This is a genomic window from Streptomyces sp. ADI95-16 (assembly GCF_003721495.1).
GTDB classification, from domain to species: domain Bacteria; phylum Actinomycetota; class Actinomycetes; order Streptomycetales; family Streptomycetaceae; genus Streptomyces; species Streptomyces goshikiensis.
Map to the genome: position 1 here is coordinate 104,141 of NZ_CP033583.1, position 20,632 is coordinate 124,772.

Below are 20,632 nucleotides of genomic sequence, written 5' to 3' on the forward strand. Positions count from 1 at the left end.
AGCTGTGAGCTGTGAGCTGTGAGCTGTGAGCTGTGAGCTGTGAGCCAAAATACGACGGTATGCCCTGTTTACCTATAAGGCGGCGGGCTGTTTTCCCTGGTGAACAGGATTCAGATCATCCGGCCTGTGAGCTGTAAGGCTCCAGACCCGCAACCTCGGCGTTCGTCACCCTCGGTTGCACACGGGGTGCAACGCTGCCGTGCAACGCACTCGCGCAACACACTGCAACAGACCCCCGTTGCGGGCCTGACCTGCGAAGACTCCTCCGCTGCAACGCAAGCAGGCGTGTTGTACCCCTGCATTGCACCCCGCCACCGCGCCCGGATCCCGGTTGCCCGCATGCCGCTGCCCGTCACTCCCGCCCGACCACGGACGTTGAGCGGGGCATGGACTGGACGGAGTTGCTCAAGGACCTCGCGGACGCAGTGGAGCTACGCAATCGCAGGGTGGCGAGCCTGCGCACCGCCGGGTCCACCGTGGCCGAGCTGGCGGCGCAGGCCCTCGCCGCCGGCGCCCCGGACGCGCCCCTGCGCCGCATCCTGGCCACGATGGAACCGATGATCGAGCACGAGAGCCGACCGCAGCAGTCCACGACTGCGCCCGAGCCGCCTACGGCTCCTCCCAGGTACTCGCTGACGGAAGCCTGCGCGAAGAAGATCCTGCCCTGGACGGCTCCCACAGCTCGCAAGTACATGCGAGGGCATTCGCCGAGGCGTGGCATCCCAGTGCCGACCGGAAGCCTGGAGGGGCAGGCGACCCGCTACACCGAGGATGAGCTCACCACCTGGCTGTCGGCCTGGCAGCAGCAAGTCGACGCCCCTCCCGATCGGCCCGACCGATGATCACCGAGCGTGCACATCGGGCTGTCACGCTCCCGTGTCACGCACCGCCCGAACCGGCTGTCACGGTGGGTGTCACGCTGCCCGTCAGGCCCGTAATCACGAGGCTGACCCCGATTTTCCGGCACCCGCAGCAGCGTGACACTTTCACGGGTGCGGATACGGAACGTAGTCGTCGGGATAGGTGCCGGGCGGCCGACGGATGCGGAAGAATCGCCGGGGTGAGCATCGACAGCGCCACCGCCGCACTCTACGCCCAGGCCCTGCAGAGCGCCGCCGCCGACCCGAGCCGGTGCACCGTGCCGTGGGGCGTGTGCCCCGAGCACGGCGCGACTCTCAAGGCCCGCGCGCGAGCCACCGCCGATGGCTTCGACTCCTGGTGCACGGACCCCGTCTGCTTCAACGTCTGGCCGTACGACCGGCTGGACACGGCCTGCACTGGGCCGGCCACCCACACCGTCCAGGCCGACAGCGGCGACCGCTACGTGGTCTGCGACGGCCACGCCCTGACCGCCCGCACCCAGATCACCGACGGCCAGGTCCTCCCCGGCCTGCCCGCCTGAGACCCCGGCGCGAGCCCCGTACCCGACTGAGCAGAGCGGTCCCACGGCCGCCGTGCGGCCGATACCGTGGTGACACACGCCCGTTCGCGCCCTGGAGGCCCTCGATGAGCGAACAGCCGACCCCCGCCGACACCGTCCGGCAGCAGCTGGAGCCCGCGGCCGCCGACGCGGTCCGTGCGTACGCGGCCCGGACCCGCGAGAACGCCGACCAGTTCGCCGCCGTCCTGGAGGACATCGCCGCCAACGGCCTGCCGTCGGTGGAGGACTGCACGCCGTGGGAGGAGCTCCGCGAGGCCCACCTGGCCCGGCTCGCAGCCCAGCGCCCGGCCGTCGCCTGATGGCCCCGCAGCACAGCCCCCGCCGCGCCCGGATCGCCTTCTCCGACTCCGCCGCCAAGCAGTTGGAGACCATCACCAGCGAGGCGGAGCTCCACGCCCTGGACCGCGCCCTGGTCGTCGTCTCCGTCGACCCCGACGTCGGCGAGGCCCTCCCCGGCGACACCGCCGGCCCCCAGCTGCGCCAGTACACCGACGACATCGAACGCGTCCGGCTCCTGTACTGGGTCACCGCGCTGCGCACCGTGGTTGTCGTCGCCTACATCGAAGTCTGACCAGCGAAGGAGCCCGGCGTGCCGTCAATCGTCCAGGAGCTCTCCGGCCACCGTGACCTCGGCGGGCTGCGCATGGTGTGGTGGTGTGCCAGGCCCAGGCGACCGTGCTTCGCGAAGGCCCGGCGCAGGACCCCGGGCCGGGCGCGGCCTGGCTTGCGTACCTGTGTCCCGTGCACGCCGCGGATCTCGGCGGCTGGCCTGGCGCCGCGGACCACCCGGACACCGGCACCATGTCGTGCGGCACCGTGCTCGACTACCGCTCCGGCGAGCAGCAGCTCCAGTCGCGCGCGGACCTGTGGCTCACGTCCCTGACCGGAGTGGACTCGGCGGCGCAGGACGGGTGGGCCCACGTCCTGGACCAGGCCGACCGCGTCCTGCTCGCCCGAAGGGCCGCGTTGCGAGCCTGGCCTGCGGCAACACCTCGCACAGCGGGATCCGGGCGCGTGTTGCACCCCGCGTTGCAGGCCTGGCCGAGTCCGCGCCTGGCTACCACGGCCCCTGTCCGTCACCTGACCGGTGACCGGCCGGGGTGTAGGACGGCTCTGGTGGCCGGACCCCGGCCGCAGCCCTTCAGGCAGCAGCCAAGCGCAGCACGGAGGACTGCTCACTGTGCCTCTGCTGCCTGAAGGGCACAAGGCGAGTCCGCTGCTCGCGGCGCTGTTGGTTGGTCGGCCAGGGTGCAGCTTGGGCTTCTGGACCGAGGAGCACAGCGCAGCATTCGCACGGCCCGTGCGGCGCGCGGCGGCTGCTCGTGTGCATGCACCGCTACAGATCTACGCCCCTGCAGCCGCGGTGACCTGTTCACGCCGGGGTCGGCCGCCGTCCCGCTCGCACGCGTCGAGGGCGCACTCCAAGTACGTCTCGAAGTCAGCAGCATCATCCTGCTGCACCAGCCCGTGAATCGTTTGAAACGACGCCCATACGGCGATATCGGCGAGGGATGATGAGTCCTTCTGGGGGAGCTGAAGCGCCAGGGACCCCGCAAAATCGCGCCCACGGGGCCCCGTCTGGGGCCGCGTGGCTTGACGGTGGGCTCGGATGCCGGCCCCGAAAAGCTCCGCTGCTTCTTCCAGATCGACCGCGTCGATGATGGCAGAGAAGAGCGGAACGACGTACTCCGCGCTCGGGGGCCAGTCGACGGTGGAGACGCCGTAGCGAGTGGTCAGCGCCCGGCAAAGGTAGGAACGGTAGTTGTGGGTCACCTCCCATACGTACCGCCAACGCCGCAACGCTGGCAGGCGGCGCGCGGGTCGCCGTTCGAGCCATCGGGTTGTTCTGCATATCCAGAACAACGCGGTTCACCTAGTGCTACTGACCGGAGCACCGCGCACTCTGGAACCGCTGTGGGGGATACACGGAAGCGGCGCGGTTCTTCACCCTTGTTACCAGAACAGGACGGTACCCCTGGTGCTACCAACGCTTGTCGGGCTGGGCACCGGGCGTACATCCTGCTGGCACCGCAGCCCGGCGCCGCACCTCTCAGTGCGGCGCCGGGCTGCGGTGCCAAGTCAGTGGACGCGCTTGAGGCGAGTCGACTTGGTGATGGGTGTGACGTCGCCCTTGGCCTTGCGCTTCGGCCTTGCGGGCTTTCTCGGCCAGGTGGAGCTGGAAGCGGCGCTCGTACTCGTCTTCGAAGTCGCCGCCGTCCAGTCGCATGTCCTGGGGGAGCGCCTTGACGGCTCGATGCTGCTCGCGGGGGTCGTTGAACCCACGTCGAAAAAGATGCCGAGCCGTTGATGTCCAGCGAGCGGGAACGGCCCGAGGCAATCTCGTCCAGCTCCTTCGGCTAAATGAAGATGTACTCGCCGCCGGCGGCGTAGGCCTTCACTATGCCGGCGACCTCGTCCCCCCGTTCCTTCGTTCACGCGACAGTTGCGGATCCGGTCGGAGGTACCGGCCTGCAGCTGATGGAAATGGATCGTGTGACTGCCAGCGGCCGTGTACAAGCCCACCAGCTGGCTGACCAGCCCGAACGACACATTCCCGACCCGCGCAGAACGTGCCACGACCACCACCACCTCCAGAGACCCCCTTCCGGCTCACGGCACCTACCCGCTCCCACAGCGCCCGACCTGGCCGACGGGCCCAAGGCGGTCCGCTGAACGGGCCACCAGCAAAAAACGTGCACCAGCAAGCACGGTGCAGAAGCCGGTTCGGGATCTCACCGGACTCACCTCGCTAGCCCTCCCCAGCTGACCGGACTCCGCCAGGGAAGGCCGGCATCTCTCAACTCCTACCCAGCGTCGCGCCTTCGGTCGCTCCCCAGAGCCTTGGCAAACGAAAGGCAAGCGACCGGGGAGAAGTTCAGTCGCTGGCTTCAGTCGCTGATGAAACCGCAGCTCAGAGCGTTCTCTCTCGTCAGACAGCGACTGAAGCGACTCAACTTCCGGTATATGAGGACATTCATGTGTGCGCGTGTGCGTCATATATAGGAGGCTTCAGTCGCTTCAGTCGCTGTTTCCAACCCCTCAGCCTCTTGACCAGGAGTTACTCCGGAAGTGACTCAAGCGACTGAAGCTGACTCGGTCGCTCCGCTCCTGAGTTCAGTCGCTCCACGGTCCTCCAGACCATGGAGCGCGACACGCCGATCGAGGTACGTGCGACACACTGCGCACGGTCTCTGGCAGGTTTCGCTAGTCTGTGTTCATTGTTGAGTCGCTTCAGTCGCTGTGAGGGGAAGTACATGCCCGCTGAGCTGCGGTTTTCTCGCAGCGACTCAGGGCAGCCCACCCCTGAGCGTTCAGTCGCTGCCCTGAGACTGGCCCGCTGGTGCGCCAGCAACGGCTGGCCGGTCCACCCACTGGCCCCGGGCCGGAAGACACCTGCTGCCAATTGCCGCGAATGCTCCCAACCCGGGCACACCCGCACCGGATGCCTCTGCCCGGCCGCCGGCCGCTGGTGCCACGGCTTCCATGCAGCGACCCTGGACTACGAGCGCATTGACCAGTGGTGGGGTAAAACCCCATCACTCGGCGTCGCTGTAGCCTGCGGCCCCGCCAGCCTCGTCGTCATCGACATCGACGCGCACCAGAGCGAACCCCCACACCGTGACAAGGTACTTCCGGGCATCCCCATCGGTGAGCACATCGACCTCTCCGGCATGACCACCGGCTACCACTCCCTCGCCGTACTCGCGGCCCTCCGAGGCGAACCCAGCCCCGCCGAGGACACCTCCACCCTGCGAGTCCGCACTCCCTCAGGCGGCCTGCACGTCTGGTACCGCGCCACCGATGGCCGCCGCTGGCAGTGCTCCACCGGGTCCGGCAAGCGAGCCCTGGCCTGGCAGGTCGACGTCCGCGCCCACGGCGGCTACATCATCGCCCCCGGAACCACCACGACCGCGGGTAGCTACACCCCCGTCGGCCCCGAGCGCAGGCCCGCTCCGCTGCCCGCCTGGCTAGCCCAGGAACTGCAGCGCACCGGACACCTTCCCGCCCCGCACATCCCCGCTCCGCGGCCGGTCCCACCCCGAGCCCGCCAGGCAGTCCTCGCGGCAGGCGGAGGCCACAACCAGACATCCCGCCTGCTGACCGCGCTCCTCGCGGACGTCGCGGCGTGCGCCCAAGTCACCGAAGGCGCCGGCTTCACAGAGAAACTGAACCGGGCGGCCTACACTCTCGGCGGACTCGCCGCAGCCGGCCACCTCTCCGTCACCGACGCCGAAACAGCACTCCAGGAAACCGCGGAAGCGGTCCGCCCGGGACAAACGCAGCGCTCCGGCCAGATCATCCGCAGCGGCATGACCGCCGGCGCCAAGCGCCCCCTGCACCTCGGAGGCCGACGGTGAGCACCCCACCCGAAACCGATGGCTTCCTCTTCAACTTCGACCCCGAGGCCATCGCCGCACAGATCCTCGCCCAGCCCGCCCCGCCCCCCGTCCCCGCGCAAGGAGGGGAACAGGCACACCTGCACCACGCGACAGTCGCAGGCCTCATCCCCGACACCCTCAGCGACCGCGGCAACGCCAAGCTGTTCGTGCGCCTGTACGCCGGGGACTACCGGCACGTCCCCGGACTCGGCTGGTACCGATGGGACACCACCCGCTGGCAAGTCGACGAGGATGACACCGTCGTCTGGGCCGCCGGAGACCTCGCCGAAGCCATCGCCACCACCGACCCCCGCGGTATCCACAGCAACCAAGCCCTGCAGAAGCACCGCCGCCGCGCCCTGAGCACCTCCGGCATGAACGCCATGCTCACCCAGGCCAAAGCCGCCCCCGGCATGGTCCTGCGAGCAGAGCTCCTCGATGCCGACCCCTATGCCCTGTGCACCCCCGCGGGCATCGTCGACCTCCACACCGGCCTCATCCGTACCCCCGAGCCGGACAAGGACTTCCACTCCCGCTCGACATCCACTGCCCCCAAGTCGCAGCCCACCCCGCGCTGGAACCGCTTCCTGGCCGACACCTTCGGAGACGATGCCGAAGGCCGGGAGATGACCGACTTCCTGCACCTGATGCTCGGCTACTCCATTACCGGAGACGTCGGAGCCCAGGTCATGCCCTTCCTCTTCGGATCCGGCAAGAACGGCAAGAGCGTCCTCCTGGACGTCCTGATGAAACTCCTGGGTGACTACGCCGACGCCGCCCCGCCCGGCTTCCTCATGGCCCGCACCTTCGAAGGACACCCCACCGAACTCGCCGAACTCCACGGTCGGCGCGTCATCGTCTGCTCCGAGGTCAAGCCCGGCGACAAGTTCGACGAAGCCCGTGTCAAGCTCCTCACCGGCGGCGACCGCATCAAAGCCCGCCGGATGCGACAGGACTTCTTCTCCTTCGCCCCCACCCACAAACTGTGGCTCATCGGCAACCACCGCCCCGAGGTCGGCACCGGCGGCTTCGCCTTCTGGCGCCGCATGCGCCTGGTCCCCTTCGAGAAAGTCGTCTCCGACGACCGGAAGATCGACAACCTCGCCGACATCCTCGTCACCGAAGAAGGCCCCGGCATCCTCGCCTGGCTGATCGACGGAGCCCGCCGCTACCTCGCCGGCGAGAAAGACCTCACCGGCCCCGCCCCGGTCCGCATCGCCACCACCGCCTACGCGGAAACCGAAGACCACACCGGCCGCTTCTTCGAAGAATGCTGCACCTTTGACCCCGACCACCGCGCGGAACAAGCCCGCCTCTACAGCGTCTACCGCACCTGGTGCCAGAATGAAGGCGCGCCCACCGTCTCCTCCCGCGCCTTCGCGTCGCGGGCACGCGAGCTCGTAGGCCTTGCCTCACCCAAAGAAATGATCTTGTCCAACTCGAAGAAGTACTACCCCGGCATCGGACTGCTCGCAGAAGAGGAGAACGCATGAGCTCCCTCATCTCCGACGACGAGCTCCACCACGAAATCGACCTCATCTGGCTCGAAGACGTCTCCGAACTCGACTACGTCCGCCAGTCCCTCGACCGCCTCCCCACCCGCCGAGGCAAACCCGCCTACCACCGAGACGGCCGCCTCGTCGGCTACGCTCAGCTCGGCCCCCAGGCCAAGCCCTCGCGCTCCAGCGGTACCTTCCGCCGCCGGGTCTTCTGGCTCCTGCCGCACGACCGCGACACCGTCCCCGACGGCCTCTACGCCACCGGCGCCCCCGCCGAAGCTGTCGACCCGACCACGCTCACCGCCGGCAGCAGAGGCCGCAAGACGGAACGTTCGGAAAGGCCCGCGCAGGCTGCGGACGCCTGACAGGACGGTTCTGCGGCAGACGCCTTGCTTTCTGTACGTGATTGTTTGAAGTTCGGTCGCTTCAGTCGCTGACCATCTGGCTTCATGTCATCTGACCTGCATCTTTGTGTGCAGCGACTCAACCAGCGGACATCCGTCTCTACTCATCTGCATCCTGCGCCCGGCATCGCTGAGGACAGGGTCGGGTTCAGCTCGTGCCGGATTGGGTGCACGGGTGCCCGGTGCCCAGAGCGCTCTGGGGTCAGTACCACCGGGCACTGCCGACCGAGCCGATGGACAGGACCGAATCCTTCGACCAGAGCGAGAGGAACGATCCGTCAGTGCGGTTCCGGAGGAGCGACAACACGGTCGAGGCGGTATTGGGGCCATCCTGACACGGGGCGGGTCCGGGCCAGCCGGGCGGACCGAGCGCGTGACGGGGGCGTATTCCGCACGGGAGAAGTAGCCGCCCCGGCAGGCCCCTCCCTACCGTGAGAGCCGACAACGGGCGTCTGCCTGGCCCGGGTTGGCCAGGGCGGAAACCGCCCGTGCCGGAACGCCTCCGGTCGCCGTCGCTACTGAGGAGCCAGAATGAACCATCCTCCCGGCATGCCTGGCATGCCCGGAATGGCAGGCATGGGCGGGCCCGTGTCCACCCTGGACACCGTGACCGCGGTGCTGTTCATCCTGTGGGCCGTCTCCATGTGGTTGGCGGTGGGCGTCCTCGCGTACGCCAACCGCGGTCCCGTCAAGCCGTGGCTCTACAAGACCTCCGTGGGTCTGATCGGCCTCGGGGTGATCGGGCAGATCGGCCACTTCCAGGAGCACGTGTCGCAGGCCGTGTACTGGATCGCCCACCCGACCTCGCCCGCCTGGATGACCCCGTGGGCCAACAGCCTGTCGCGCGGCATGGGCCAGGTGGACACGACCAAGCCCTCGCTGGGCATGGAGATCCTCCACCTCACCGGCAACTTCATCTTCCTCGCCGGCCTGGTCGGCATCGTGCTGATCACCAAGCGCGTCGCCGGGCAGCTCCAGTCGCGCAAGTGGGCCAAGATGGGCGTCTGGATGCAGGGCATCCACGGCCTGGAGCACGTCGTCCTGACCGCTTCCGTCGCCCTCGGCGCCAAGCGTGCGATCGGCCTCTCCACCTGGTTCGGCACGATCGACCCGGGCCCCGCGCTGACCACCTACCGCGTGTGGTGGCACTTCGTCGCCAACCTCATCGGTACGGGCATCCTCGCGCTGTCGCTGTACCACCTGTGGCGGGAGAAGCGGAGCGTCAAGGCCGGCTTCGGCGAGCGAACGGGCGACGAGCGCGCCCAGACCCCCGGTGACGGCGAGACCGCCGCACCCGGTGAGCCGTGCCCCACCTGCCACACCACCAATGCCACCGCCGCTTCCCCCGCCGCCGAACTCGTTGGGGCAGGACGCGCGACCTAGGCGCGGCCGTCCCGTCCCTCCGCGGACCCCGCTCACGTCAGCCGGTACTCGCCCAGGGGCGGGTACCGGCTGACGACATGAGCGGGAGTGCGGGCAGGGGGTCCGCCTCCGGGGCCGCCGGTACGAGCTCCCGCGCGGCGAGTTCTTCCGTACGGCAGCGCCAGCACAGGCCGCTCGGCGCGGGGCGTCCGCAGTGCGCCCCTCGCCGTCCCGGGCAGGGCTGTGCCACCCAGGGCTCGGGCGGGAGCGCCGTGGGGCACTGGGAGCACTGCGCGCACTCGCCGGACTGCCCGGGGCGCAGCGGCCGCTCGCAGACGGGGCAGCAGTGCAGTGCGGCAGCGGGGGCGCCGGTGCCCGTACGCCCGGACCGGCGGTCGGCGCGGAACTCCCGGCATGCCCGGCACTCTTCGCCGGTCGACCACAGGACGCCGCTCTCGCAGTCGGGGTTCGCGCAGCCCCAGCGGGGGAGTGCCACGCCGAGGAGCCAGCGGCCTGGGTCGCGGATCTCGTCGATGAACGTGCCGGCGAGGCGGGCGGTGAGGCGGCCCCGCAGCCGGTCGATGTTCGTCCCGTTGTCGAGCTGGTGGCCGATCTCGCGGCCGATGCGGCGCAGCACGTAGCGGTTCACGCCGCCGAGCAGCATGCGGACGGGGTCCAAGACCCTGTCGATGCGGGGGCTGAAGGTCAGCTGGGGTCTCTTGTCCGCGGGGGCGGCGGGCCGGGCGCTGTCGGTGCGGTTCGGGGGAGAGGGGATCTTGTGGCCCGCGCGCAGCGCGACTTGCGCCCGGCGCACCGCGGCCGGCGGGCGAGCGGGAGACCGATCGGTTTCCCTACCTTCCGGAAGTTCGCCTGCGGCGGGTGGGACGAGCGCGCGCTCGTCATCGGGTCGGTCAGTCTTGGGGTCTTCCTTGTACGCGAGCGATCCGGCATGAGCGTCCGGACCTGACCCGTCATCAGTGGCAGGTGTGGGAATGGCCGTCGGCGGGGCGTCGGGACCGGCCGAGGAGCTGTGCACGAGGAAGAGGTGCCGGCCACGGACGCCCGCCCTCCGCTCGACCGTGAGCCAGCCCGAGGCGGCCAGCCGGTCGATGATCCGCCCTGCGGCCTCCACCGTGATCGGGTACCCGGCGCGGTGGCCCGTGTGGTGGCGCAGGAGGCGGGCGAGGTCGCCTTCGGAGAGCGGGATCCGCTGGACCACGGCATGGGAGATCACCGCGTACGCCCTGAGCAGGCGGGGCGGGAGGGACTCGCTGGCGTGCACCGGGAGCCAGATGAAACGCTCGGTGGCGGTCATGGGGCGGACCCGGCGCAGCGCCGTGGTGCCGCGGCCGCCGGGCAGTGAGCGGCGCCGGTTTTCGGGCAGTTCCACGATGCCGTCCGGGGCGGTGTCGGACCGCAGCTGGGCCATGGCCCGCTCGACCGTCGAGACGGACAGTCCGAGGTACGAGGCGAGGGTGGCGACGCCCGCGGTGCAACCCTCGGGGCGCTGCCCCAGCGCTTTGATCTTCATGTACACGCTGAGCGTGGCGTCCGAGTAGTACGCCGACTCCACGAGGCGCATGGGCACCTTGACGCGTCGGCGGAAGCGCGGCGCCAAGTCGGCCTCGGGGGTGCCCAGTTGAATCGGCTCAGACGAAGCGGCGGACGTGGAGTCCTTTTCCGGACAACCTTTGTGAAGGGAGTACTGGAAAAGCCCCGGGTTTTGGTCCATGATATGGAAATCTCCGTGCGGTTGAGGCATGGCGAAGCCCTTCATTCGGGCTGTTGGTTCTGGCAGAACCTGTAACGAGCGTTCGGGGTGGCACCCGCAACGTGTGATTCGCCCGCCGAGTTGGCGCTCGACGGGCGATCGAATGACGTCGGGTTCCCGGTGGTGGCACACCGGGATCGGCGACTTGGCTCGGTGGAGCCCGGTGGACGGCTGCCGACGGCAGCATCTCGCGTCCGGATCAGATAGAGCTCACGTCCGTCATCTCCGCGCAGGCGGTGAAGGCGAAGGCGCCGCCCTGGAGGGCGTTGACGCGTACGGTACGGCGTGCGGCGGACACCTCGCCGGCCAGCGGTTCCGCTTCGATCCAGCAGGCGTCGTCGAACTCGACGTAGCGGTTGAAGCTGACGTCCATCGATGTCGGGATCATCGGGCTCCAGGACGGCTGCAGAGCGTGGCCGGCCTGCCGTACGGACTCCAGGAGGAGCATCCCCGGGACGTGGTCGAGCGGGTGGTCGAAGAGGACCGGGTGGTTGGTGTCCACGCGCAACTGCCAGCGCCACCGCTCCGAGGTGGGTGCCAGCACGATGTCCTGGGTACGACTGCGGCCGACCGCGTACCGCGAGACCGCGGCGGGGGGCGTCGGCACGTTCTTGAACGTCTGCGCGACGTTCCGGCCGGATCTCAGTCGCTGGTACATGGCGGGGGAGTGGCCGCAGAAGCCGATGCTGGCCGCGGCGAGCAGCGTGCCGTTGCGGACCGCCTCGATGTGCATCGTCATGGTGACCGCCTGGGAGTGGCGGTAGCGGACGTCCGAACAGGTCACATGCAGTTCGATCTCGGCAGGGGTGTGCTCGATGCGCAGCGCCTGCGGGTTGACGGCGTACTGCAGGCGGGACCAGCTGATCGAGTGGTCGAACGGCACCTGGTACCCCACGTGCGTCAGCAGCAGCCCGCACTGGCGGAGCGTCTCGCACAGCATGAGCGGGTCGTGGATCCCCTGCTCGGACGTGTAGAAGCTGTGACTGCGCGGCCACTGGGCGGTGACGGTGAACGCGTCGGTGCCCACCTTCTCCCATCCGGTCAGGAACACTTCCGACAGGGCCGCCCGGTGAACGTACTCCCTGGCCACGGTCGTGGTCAGCGACCTACCTGCGATTTCGGGCCGTTCCGTCGTGATGGACATACCTCTCCCCCCTGGAGCATGCGTATGTGGTCCCCTCGGTCCTACCGGTTCGAGGGGCAGACCTGTAAAATAAGGGTGTTCGTTTTTTTTGTCGAGAGAGACCGAGAACCCCGATGGCCGAACCGAAGCAAGAACGGGCGGTGAAGACGCGGGAAGCGATCCTTTTCGCCGCTGCTGAAGTCTTCGACGAGTGCGGGTACAGCGGTGCCAGCATCAGCAAGATCATGCAACGCGCGGACGTGACCCAGGGTGGGATGTACTTCCACTTCAAGTCGAAGAGAGGGCTCGCGCTGGCCGTCCTGCAGCACCAGCAGGAGTTCGTGCACTTCCCCGACGGCGGCGCCGGGTTGCAGCGGCTGGTGGACCTCACCTTCTTCATCGCCCACGAGCTGCAGACCAATGTGTTGTTCCGGGCGAGCGTCAGACTCGCCGTCGAGCAGGGCGACTTCGGCGTGCGGGACGACACGGCCTACCAGGAGTGGGTCGAGCAGCTGTACACGCACCTGTGCGAGGCACGTGAGCTCGGCCAGCTGCTTCCCGAGGTCGACGAGCGGGAATGCGCCAACGTGCTCGTCGGCGCGTACAGCGGTACCCAGGTGTTCTCGAACATCGCCAGCGGACGGGTGGACCTCGCCGATCGCCTCGTCTCGATGTGGCGCTACGTGCTTCCGGGGATCGCCACCCCGAAGGCGCTGGCAGGGGTCGCGATGCCCAGGGGCGCGCGAAGACTGGCCGCATGAGGCCGTTACGCGTGGTGCTCACCGGCGCGACGGGCTTCATCGGAGCGACCGTGCTGCGCGAGCTCGCCGGGTACCGGGAGACCCCCGGCACCGGTGGGCCCGCGCACCTGCGCGTGGTGGGCCGGCGGATGCCCGAGGAGGCGGCGGACGCCGTGGACGAATGGGTACCCGCCGACCTCGCCGAGCCGGGCACGCTGCGCGGGGTGTGCGAAAACGCGGACGTGCTGCTGCACCTCGCCGCGCTGATCGGACCCGACGAGGCACGGTGTGCGGCCGTCAACGTCGACGGGACCGCGGCCCTGATGGACGAGGCGCTCCGGGCCGGGGTGCGACGGATCGTCCATCTGTCGACGACGGCCGTCTACGGGCCGGGCCCCCACCGGGGCATCGCCGTCGACGGCGCTGTCCGGGCGCCCGCCTCCCCGGCGAGCCGTACCCGGCTCGCCGGGGAGGCGTACGCCCTGGCGGCCGGGGCGGCCGTGCTGCGCCCGGGTCTGGTGCTGGGGCGGGGAGACCGCTGGGTCGTGCCTGTGCTGGCCGAACTCCTCGACGCCGTACCGGCGTTGTGGGACGGCGGACGCGGGATGCTCTCCGTCGTGGCGGTCGACGACCTCGCCCGCCTCATCGCCCGCCTGGGGCTCGGCGGCGCGCTCACGGGCCGGGTGTGGCACGCCAGCCACCCCGACCCGGTGAGCACCGGCGAGCTGCTCGGCGCCCTCGCCCACCACGGGGTCCTTCCCGCGGTGTCGCGGGAGCTGTCGTGGGAGGAGTGCCTGGAGCGGCTGCGCGCGCGGCCGACGCGGGTGAGCGAGCGCCAGTTCGCCCTCGTCGCCCGGGACCACTGGTACGACAGCCGCGAGGTGTGGACCGCCGCCGGCTGTCCGCCGGGACCTGGCCCGCTGCAGAGGCTGGCCGGTTCGGCGTCCTGGTACCGGTCCCGGCTCGCGGCCCCCGCGTGACGGCGAGGGCCGGGCGAGCCGGGGTTCAGCTGTCCCGCGTAGCGCGCGGGCCGGGTAGCGGGGTCGCCCCGGGGGAGCCGTCCGCGGACACCCCGGCCAGCGCCAGATGCCATACGCGCTTGAGCTGGGCGACCGCGCTCTCGAATTCCGCTTCCGTGCCGATCCGGCTGCGCATGTACGCCTCGGCCCCGCTCGTCAGGTACTCGACGAGGGTCGTGACGTCCGCCGGGAGCGCGTTCTCGCGAAGTTGGCCGGATTCGTACGCACGGTCCAGCAACTCCCGTACGGCCGGCAGCCAGACGTCCGACCAGGAGCCCGTGCCCGGCCGTTCCCGGGACAGCCGGATGGCCGCGCGCACCGCGGGCTCCTCGTCCATGAGACGGGCCAGTTCCAGGGTGAGGTCGACGACCATGCGCAGAGCCGGCAGGTTCTCGGCGGACCTGCTGCTCAGCGCCGCCTCCGTCACGGCCCGGCCTTCCTCCTGGACCGCGTCGGCCAGCTCCGTCTTGGACGGGAAGTGGAAGGTGACCGCCCCGATGGACATGCCGGCCGCGCCGCTGATCCGGGAGAGCGAGGTGCCGTCGTAGCCGGCGGTGTCGAACTCAGAGGCAGCCGCTCTGATCAGGGCGATGCGCGTGCGCAAGGCCCGCTCCTGCTTCACCACGCTGCCTCCTCAGGAGCGTTCCGAGCCGCTGGGGCAGCGAGGTAGGGGGTGCCGGGCCGACGGCTCGCCGCCGGGTTGTCCCGGATCGAGCCCATGTGGAGATGAGGGGACCACCTTCCAGGCCCGCGAACACGTTCCGCAAGTCCGACTTGCTGAAGATGTCGTGGATTGCCCGGAGCGGGCTCCGGGGCTTCCAGGACAGCTTTGACGGCGCTCCGGCGCGCGGCGAGGTGCTGCGGGGAGTGGCGGTCACGGACCGGTGCGGAAGCTTGCCGCGGGTGCCTGTCGGAGCCCGACTTGGCGAAGTGCATCAGGCAACTCTCCTGAGTCGCAAAAAAAAGAGGGTGTTCGCTATTATTCTAGCGTGGTCAGCAGCCGCGGGCCGATACAGGGGAGGGAACACGCCATGGTCACGCATGTTTTGACGAGCAATCGAGCCTCGGTTCCGGTGTTCGCGGACCGGGTCTTCGAAGGCCTGCCGCGGACCGACCAGCGGCGCTGGGCCCAGGCCTACGTGGAGGGCCTGCTCACCACGCCGGGCAAGAAGACGGTCCGCCGGCTGGCCGCGCAGATATCCGATTCGCCGACCGCGTCCCAGTCGCTGCACCAGTTCGTGAACGCGAGCCCGTGGGACTGGAACCCGGTCCGCGCGGAGCTGAGCCGGTGGGCGGAGCAGGAGATGACCCCGCAGGCGTGGGTGGTCGGGCAGGCGGTGCTGCGCAAGCGGGGCGAGCACTCCTGTGGGGTGCACCGGCGCTACGTTCCCGCGACCGGACGGTCGGTCACCTGCCAGCTGGGCGTGGGGGCGTTCCTGGCGTCGGCCGACAAGGCGGTGCCCGTCGACTGGCGCCTGATGCTTCCCGGCTCCTGGTCCAAGGACCCGGAGCGCCGCCAGCGCACCCGCATTCCCGACGAGGCCGTGTCGAGGACGGTCGAGCAGCACGCCCTCGACCTGGTCGACTCCCTCGTGGCCGCCAGCGGCACGGCGCCGCTCCCGGTGGTGTGCGACCTGGAATCGGCCACGGGCACGGCGGCGCTGGTGCGCGGACTCGCCCTGCGCGGGCGTGACTTCGTCGTCGCCGTCCCCAGCGGCATGCAGGTCATGGTGGGGCGCCACCTGAGGGTCCAGCGGCCGCAGGCGGGCGGTCCCGAGGGTCCGGCCATGGCGGTGTCCGCCGGCAGCCTGTTCGAGTTCGACGCGGGCATGCTGACCCGGATGGAGACGGTGGCCCCGCTCGACGGCCGGGGCCGGCACACGACGGTCATGACGAGCTACGTGCGCCTGCCGGAGCCGGGTACCGCCGGCGCCCAGACGTACCGCACCTACCGGCTCTTCGCCGTCCGGCCCGAGGACGGCCGCCGCCCGGTCCAGCTGTGGCTGACCAGCCTGATGCACGCCCGGATGGAGTCGGTGCTGGCGCTGACCCGGTTGCTGCCCCGCGCGACGGAGGCGGTGCGAGAGATGGCGGAGGACTTCGGGCTCGTCGACTTCGAAGGCCGCTCCTACCCGGGCTGGCACCACCACATGACGCTGGTGTCCGCCGCCTACGCCTACAGCCGCCTCGACCGCCGTCCCGTCAGGACCCCGGAGCCGATGCTCGCGGCCGCGTAGGACGGCGCCGGCGACACGTCACGGAACGACGATACGGACGGGACGCCGGGACGCCGCGCGGCGTCCCGGGCGCGCGCCGCGGGCCGGAACCGACGGCGGCTTCGCCACATCGGTCCTTTGAAGAGACTCGTCCCGCACCTAGAGTGAGCGAATGCTGAGACACACGTACGAGGGGCAGGACTGCAACCTCGCCCGGTCGCTGGAGGTCATCGGCGAACGCTGGACGCTCTTGATCATCCGTTCGGCCCTGCTCGGCACCAAGCGCTTCGACGGGTTCCTCGGCAGCCTGCAGATCGCCCGGAACGTCCTGACCAACCGGCTGGCCCGGCTGGTCGAACACGGGATCATGGAGCGGGTCCCGTACCAGGAGCGGCCCGTGCGCTACGAGTACCGGCTCACCCCCACCGGCCGCGACCTGACCCGGGCCGTCATCGCGCTGATGCAGTGGGGCGACCGGAACCTGCCGCAGGAGCTCGGCCCGCCCCGCCGCGCCGAGCACATCGGCTGCGACGGCCCGCTCCACGTCGAACTGCACTGCTCCGGCTGCGGCCGCCAGGTGCACGACGAGGAAGTGGACGTCCGCAGCATCCGCTGAACACGGTTGCGCACACGAGGAGATGCCACCTCGCGCGAGGTTTCCCACGATGGGGCCCTCCGCCGCCGACAGGGCGGCCGCACGAGGAGGCGTGATGGCACCCGTACTGGGAGCGCTGCGCAGGCTGGCCATGGCACCGTCACTGGCCGAAGTGAGCTTCGCCGGACGCGGATTCCCCGTGGAACCGTCGGCGCGGACCCGCAAGCTGGAGGCCGTACCGCAGGCGGTGGTCTGCGGATTCGAGTGGGGCATCGAGGACCGCGACCTCGCGACCACCGAGCGCCGCCTGTCCATGGTCGAGCCGGAGGTCAAGGGCTTCGCCTACGAGGGCGCCACGATGGCCTGCGCCATCCGCGACGTCATGGGGCCGCAGGGCCACCGCACGCGTGACCTGCTCCAGGGCGGGGGCAAGCCGCACATCTTCCTGAACTACATCGGCATCGGCTTCGCCATGGCCCGGCTGCCGCGGCCGCTGTGGAAGAAGCTCGTACCCGACCTGGACGGCCCCGAGTACTACCCGGCGATGAGCTGGCTCGCCGTGGACGGCTACGGCTTCGACCGGGCCTACTTCGACACCGCCCGCTGGGTCGACGAGCAGCGCCTGGACACCCCGTACGCCTGGGAAGGCGACGCCGACTACTTCCAGCGCGCCGTCGACCAGGGCATCGGGCGGGCGCTGTGGTTCATCAACGGCGGTCACACCGCGCAGGTCAGCGCCGCCGTGCGCAGGTTCGCGGGCGACCGCCGCCCCGACCTGTGGAGCGGGGTGGGCCTGGCCGCGACCTTCGCCGGGGGCGCCACCGCCGCGGAGCTGGCCACGCTGGTGGAGGAGGCGGGCGAGAGCCGCGACCACCTCGGTCAGGGCTCGGTGTTCGCCGCGAAGGCCCGCCACCACGCCGGCTTCGTCCCCGAGCACACCCGAACGGCCGTCCACGCGTTCACCGGGCTTGAGGTCGACGCCGTCGCGCGCCTCGCGGACGACTGCGCCGCCACCGAGGCGGACCCCGAAGTGGGGCCGGCCTACGAGGTGTGGCGCAAGGGGGTCCGCGAGCAGCTCCTCGCGCACGCTGTTTGAGCACACGGGAAGTAGACGACCCTCCTGGGCCTCTGGATAGATTCGATTCGCTGCGGGAAATCCAGGGATCCAAGAGGGGCGGTTCAATCCGGTGTCCACATTCTTTGGCGCGATCCGGCGCCGAGTTCTCACACCTCCCACCTCCGAGACGACAATGGAGGTGCGCGGTTTCCACGTGAAGAACGAGGAAGCCAAGGCGCGACTTGAGAACATCGGCGAGATTTTTCTCCGGGGATATGCATACGCCGTCGAGGCGGGCTCCGCCGCCGAGGCCGAGGAAATGCTGGAGACCGTCCCGCTGGACATGCGCGGATTCGCGTACGAGGGCGCCGGCATGGGCGCCGCGGTGTACGACTCGCTGCCGGGGCACAGCGGCCGGCTCTCCGGCCTGCTGGCCGGCAAGGGCCGTGACCACGACTACATGATCTACGTCGGAGTCGGCTGGGCGATGGCCCGCCTGCCGCGGATCCTGTGGCCGGACATCCGCAAGACGGACCCGCTGCTGCGCTGGCTGGCTCTGGACGGGTACGGCTTCCACCAGGCGTACTTCCGCACCGACTCCTACGTGCGCGACCCGCACGCGCGGCACTCCTTCCGCTGGAACGGCGGACACAACGACTACACCCCCAACGCCATTGACCAGGGGATCGGTCGTGCGCTGTGGTTCGTCGGCGGCACCGACCCCGACGTCGTCACCGAGCTGATCCGCTCGTACCCCGAGAGCCGCCACAGCGACCTGTACGCGGGCGCGGGACTGGCCTCGACGTACGCGGGCGGCGTGACGGAGGAGGAGCTGACCCGGTTCGCCGAGGGCGCCGGGGAGCACCGCTTCTCCCTCGCCCAGGGCTCGGCCTTCGCCATCGAGGCCCGCATCAAGGCCGGCACGATCATCGACCACACCCACCTCGCGGCCCGCGTCCTGTGCAACGCGACGGCCGAGCAGGCGGCCCGGGTGTGCACCGACCTCAGGCCCGCCGCGGCCGGCCCCGAGAATTCGCCGGCCTATGAGACCTGGCGGCTCGACGTCGCCGCCGAACTCGCTTCTCTCTCGCTCTCCCGGAAAGGTGCCGACCTGTGACGGACAAAAAGAACTGGCTGCGTAGGAATTCGCCGGGAATTGTCGCTCTTGCCCTCATGGTGAGCACGTTCTACGCGGTCCGGCTGCCCGAGTCCTCCGCCGCTGAGATTTCGGCCGTGGCCAAGGAGTTCGGCTTCGAGCCGATGTCCATCGCCATGCCCGCCGGGTACAAGAAGCAGGAATTCCGACAGGTCAACAAGGCGTACCGGCACATCGAGGGGTGGGTCTCCTCGGTCGGCGCCGGCATCGCCATGAACGACCTCGACGGCGACGGTCTGCCCAACGACCTGTGCGTCAACGACCCGAAGATCGACCAGGCGGTCATCACGCCGGCACCGAACCGCACGCCGGTCCCGTACCAGCCCTTCGCGCTCGAACTGGGATCGCTGCCGAGCAGCGACACCCTGGCCCCGATGGGCTGTGTCCCCGGCGACTACAACGAGGACGGCAGGATCGACGTCCTCGTCTACTACTGGGGCCGTACGCCGGTCATCTTCACCAACAAGGGGGAGAAGGGGAAGCCGCTGACGGCCGCCTCCTTCGAGCCCACCGAGCTGCTGCCCGGCAAGCCGGGCAAGAAGTACACCGGCCCGCTGTGGAACAGCAACGCCGCGGCGGTCGCCGACTTCGACGGTGACGGCCACGACGACATCTACATCGGCAACTACTTCCCCGACAGCCCCGTCCTGGACCCGTCCAAGGACGGCGGCGTGGTGATGAACGAATCCCTCTCCCACGCCCAGAACGGCGGCGGCGGCCACTTCTTCCGCTGGACCAAGGACGGCTACGAGAAGACCGACGACGCCATCCCGCAGAGCCTGAACAAGGGTTGGTCGCTCGGCGCGTCGGCGGCGGACCTCGACGGCGACCACCTGCCGGAGCTCTTCCTCGCCCACGACTTCGGCACCTCCGGGCTGCTGTACAACAAGTCCACCCCCGGCAAGATCGAGTTCGCCGAGGTCAAGCAGGTCCACAGCGGCACCGTCCCGAAGTCCAAGGAGCTGGGACGCAGCTCCTTCAAGGGCATGGGCGTCGACTTCGGTGACCTGGACAACGACGGCCTGTACGACATGTTCGTCAGCAACATCACCACGTCGTTCGGCATCCAGGAGTCGAACTTCGCCTTCATCGACCAGGCCAACAGCAAGGCCGAGGTGCAGGGCCGCTTCAAGGACGGCGAGGCGCCGTTCAAGGACAAGAGCGCCGATCTGGGCGTCGCGTGGTCCGGCTGGGGCTGGGACGTGAAGACCGGCGACTTCAACAACGACGGCAACCTGGAGATCACCCAGGCGCTCGGCTTCGTCAAGGGCAAGACCAACCGCTGGCCCCAGCTCCAGGAGCTGGCCACGGCCAACGACGCCCTGACCTCCAACCCGCTGTGGTGGCCCAACGTCCGGCACGGCGACGACCTCGCCGGCAGCCAGACCATGCGCTTCTTCGCCAAGGGCGACAACGGCAAGTACGTGAACCTCTCCCCGTCCCTCGGCATCGCCGAGCCCATCCCGACCCGTGGCCTGTCCACCGCCGACGTCGACGGTGACGGCCGCCTCGACCTGGCGGTCGCCCGCCAGTGGGGCGAGCCGATCTTCTACCGGAACGTCGCCGAGAACACCGGCTCGTACCTCGGCCTCAAGCTCGAACGCGAGGACGGCTCGCCCGCCGTCGGCGCCGAGGTCTGCGTCGAACTGCCCGACGGCACCAAGCGCATCGCCCGTGTGGACGGCGGCGGCGGCCACTCCGGCAAGCGCAGCACCGACGTGCACATCGGCCTGGGCAAGGGCGTCAAGGGACCGCTCCCGGCCATGATCACGTGGCGCGACCGCAGCGGGACCGTCCACGAAGAGCAGCTGAAGCTGACGCCCGGCTGGCACGGCGTCCAGCTCGGAACCCAGGCGAAGGAGAAGTGACC

At 69.7% G+C, this 20,632-nt stretch carries 20 protein-coding genes; 16 read left to right on the top strand and 4 right to left on the bottom strand.

Going from position 1 to position 20,632, the window contains the following annotated elements:
• The first annotated feature begins 386 nt into the window (after positions 1-386).
• The 4 genes from EES41_RS40390 (at position 387) to EES41_RS40405 (ending at position 2,012) form a co-directional block, all read left to right on the top strand.
• Complete coding sequence (locus EES41_RS40390) at positions 387-842, top strand: hypothetical protein (protein WP_123083506.1); 456 nt, start codon at positions 387-389, stop codon at positions 840-842.
• Between the two features lie 218 nt (positions 843-1,060).
• Entirely contained in the window at positions 1,061-1,402 is a 342-nt protein-coding gene (locus EES41_RS40395) for a hypothetical protein (protein WP_037793743.1), read from the top strand.
• A 104-nt stretch (positions 1,403-1,506) separates the two neighbouring features.
• Positions 1,507-1,740 carry a hypothetical protein gene (locus EES41_RS40400; RefSeq protein ID WP_008742107.1) on the top strand — a complete coding sequence of 78 codons (234 nt, stop codon included), beginning with the start codon at positions 1,507-1,509 and terminating at the stop codon, positions 1,738-1,740.
• A complete protein-coding gene (locus tag EES41_RS40405; protein ID WP_008742106.1) occupies positions 1,740-2,012 on the top strand; it encodes a hypothetical protein in 273 nt (90 codons plus the stop codon). Before EES41_RS40400 ends, EES41_RS40405 begins: the two co-directional genes overlap by 1 nt.
• Positions 2,013-2,785: 773 nt before the next feature.
• On the opposite strand, the gene EES41_RS40415 is transcribed toward EES41_RS40405, so the two are convergent.
• On the bottom strand, positions 2,786-3,214 hold the full coding sequence (locus EES41_RS40415) for a hypothetical protein (protein ID WP_008742104.1): 429 nt from the start codon (positions 3,212-3,214) through the stop codon (positions 2,786-2,788).
• 346 nt (positions 3,215-3,560) lie between these two features.
• Here EES41_RS40415 and EES41_RS40420 point away from each other — a divergent pair, with 346 nt between their 5' ends.
• From EES41_RS40420 to EES41_RS40445, 5 genes are all read left to right on the top strand, one after another.
• On the top strand, positions 3,561-3,749 hold the full coding sequence (locus tag EES41_RS40420) for a hypothetical protein (protein WP_216827332.1): 189 nt from the start codon (positions 3,561-3,563) through the stop codon (positions 3,747-3,749).
• A 946-nt stretch (positions 3,750-4,695) separates the two neighbouring features.
• Positions 4,696-5,799 carry a bifunctional DNA primase/polymerase gene (locus EES41_RS40430; RefSeq protein ID WP_254211963.1) on the top strand — a complete coding sequence of 368 codons (1,104 nt, stop codon included), beginning with the start codon at positions 4,696-4,698 and terminating at the stop codon, positions 5,797-5,799.
• The gene (locus EES41_RS40435) at positions 5,796-7,313 is read left to right on the top strand and encodes a phage/plasmid primase, P4 family (protein WP_047961336.1); all 1,518 of its coding nucleotides are present in this window, start codon (positions 5,796-5,798) and stop codon (positions 7,311-7,313) included. The genes EES41_RS40430 and EES41_RS40435 overlap by 4 nt, the downstream gene beginning before the upstream one ends.
• Positions 7,310-7,684 carry a DUF6009 family protein gene (locus EES41_RS40440; RefSeq protein ID WP_008742100.1) on the top strand — a complete coding sequence of 125 codons (375 nt, stop codon included), beginning with the start codon at positions 7,310-7,312 and terminating at the stop codon, positions 7,682-7,684. The genes EES41_RS40435 and EES41_RS40440 overlap by 4 nt, the downstream gene beginning before the upstream one ends.
• A gap of 597 nt (positions 7,685-8,281) precedes the next feature.
• Entirely contained in the window at positions 8,282-9,106 is an 825-nt protein-coding gene (locus EES41_RS40445; protein WP_123083508.1) for a DUF6008 family protein, read from the top strand.
• Between the two features lie 37 nt (positions 9,107-9,143).
• Here the strand turns inward: EES41_RS40445 and EES41_RS40450 are convergent, their stop codons facing one another.
• On the bottom strand, positions 9,144-10,667 hold the full coding sequence (locus tag EES41_RS40450) for a helix-turn-helix domain-containing protein (protein WP_254211965.1): 1,524 nt from the start codon (positions 10,665-10,667) through the stop codon (positions 9,144-9,146).
• A 388-nt stretch (positions 10,668-11,055) separates the two neighbouring features.
• Complete coding sequence (locus EES41_RS40455; protein ID WP_008742096.1) at positions 11,056-12,000, bottom strand: ScbA/BarX family gamma-butyrolactone biosynthesis protein; 945 nt, start codon at positions 11,998-12,000, stop codon at positions 11,056-11,058.
• 113 nt (positions 12,001-12,113) lie between these two features.
• Here EES41_RS40455 and EES41_RS40460 point away from each other — a divergent pair, with 113 nt between their 5' ends.
• Positions 12,114-12,740 (top strand): ScbR family autoregulator-binding transcription factor, encoded by a 627-nt coding sequence (locus EES41_RS40460; RefSeq protein ID WP_123083510.1) that lies wholly within the window; start codon positions 12,114-12,116, stop codon positions 12,738-12,740.
• A complete protein-coding gene (locus tag EES41_RS40465) occupies positions 12,737-13,699 on the top strand; it encodes an NAD(P)-dependent oxidoreductase (RefSeq protein WP_123083511.1) in 963 nt (320 codons plus the stop codon). The genes EES41_RS40460 and EES41_RS40465 overlap by 4 nt, the downstream gene beginning before the upstream one ends.
• Before the next feature lie 25 nt (positions 13,700-13,724).
• Here EES41_RS40465 and EES41_RS40470 read toward each other — a convergent pair whose 3' ends face one another.
• Positions 13,725-14,363 (bottom strand): TetR/AcrR family transcriptional regulator, encoded by a 639-nt coding sequence (locus EES41_RS40470; protein WP_047961334.1) that lies wholly within the window; start codon positions 14,361-14,363, stop codon positions 13,725-13,727.
• A gap of 406 nt (positions 14,364-14,769) precedes the next feature.
• On the opposite strand from EES41_RS40470, the gene EES41_RS40475 reads away from it, so the two are divergent.
• The 5 genes from EES41_RS40475 to EES41_RS40495 all read left to right on the top strand — a co-directional run bounded on the left by EES41_RS40475 (position 14,770) and on the right by EES41_RS40495 (position 20,630).
• Positions 14,770-15,975 (top strand): transposase, encoded by a 1,206-nt coding sequence (locus tag EES41_RS40475; protein ID WP_008742091.1) that lies wholly within the window; start codon positions 14,770-14,772, stop codon positions 15,973-15,975.
• Between the two features lie 151 nt (positions 15,976-16,126).
• On the top strand, positions 16,127-16,570 hold the full coding sequence (locus tag EES41_RS40480) for a helix-turn-helix domain-containing protein (RefSeq protein ID WP_008742090.1): 444 nt from the start codon (positions 16,127-16,129) through the stop codon (positions 16,568-16,570).
• A 94-nt stretch (positions 16,571-16,664) separates the two neighbouring features.
• Positions 16,665-17,645, top strand: coding sequence for a DUF1702 family protein (locus EES41_RS40485; RefSeq protein WP_008742089.1), 981 nt, complete (start codon positions 16,665-16,667; stop codon positions 17,643-17,645).
• Between the two features lie 91 nt (positions 17,646-17,736).
• Positions 17,737-18,723, top strand: coding sequence for a DUF1702 family protein (locus tag EES41_RS40490; RefSeq protein ID WP_008742088.1), 987 nt, complete (start codon positions 17,737-17,739; stop codon positions 18,721-18,723).
• A gap of 56 nt (positions 18,724-18,779) precedes the next feature.
• Positions 18,780-20,630, top strand: coding sequence for a CRTAC1 family protein (locus EES41_RS40495; protein WP_037793737.1), 1,851 nt, complete (start codon positions 18,780-18,782; stop codon positions 20,628-20,630).
• The last annotated feature ends 2 nt before the right edge of the window (positions 20,631-20,632 follow it).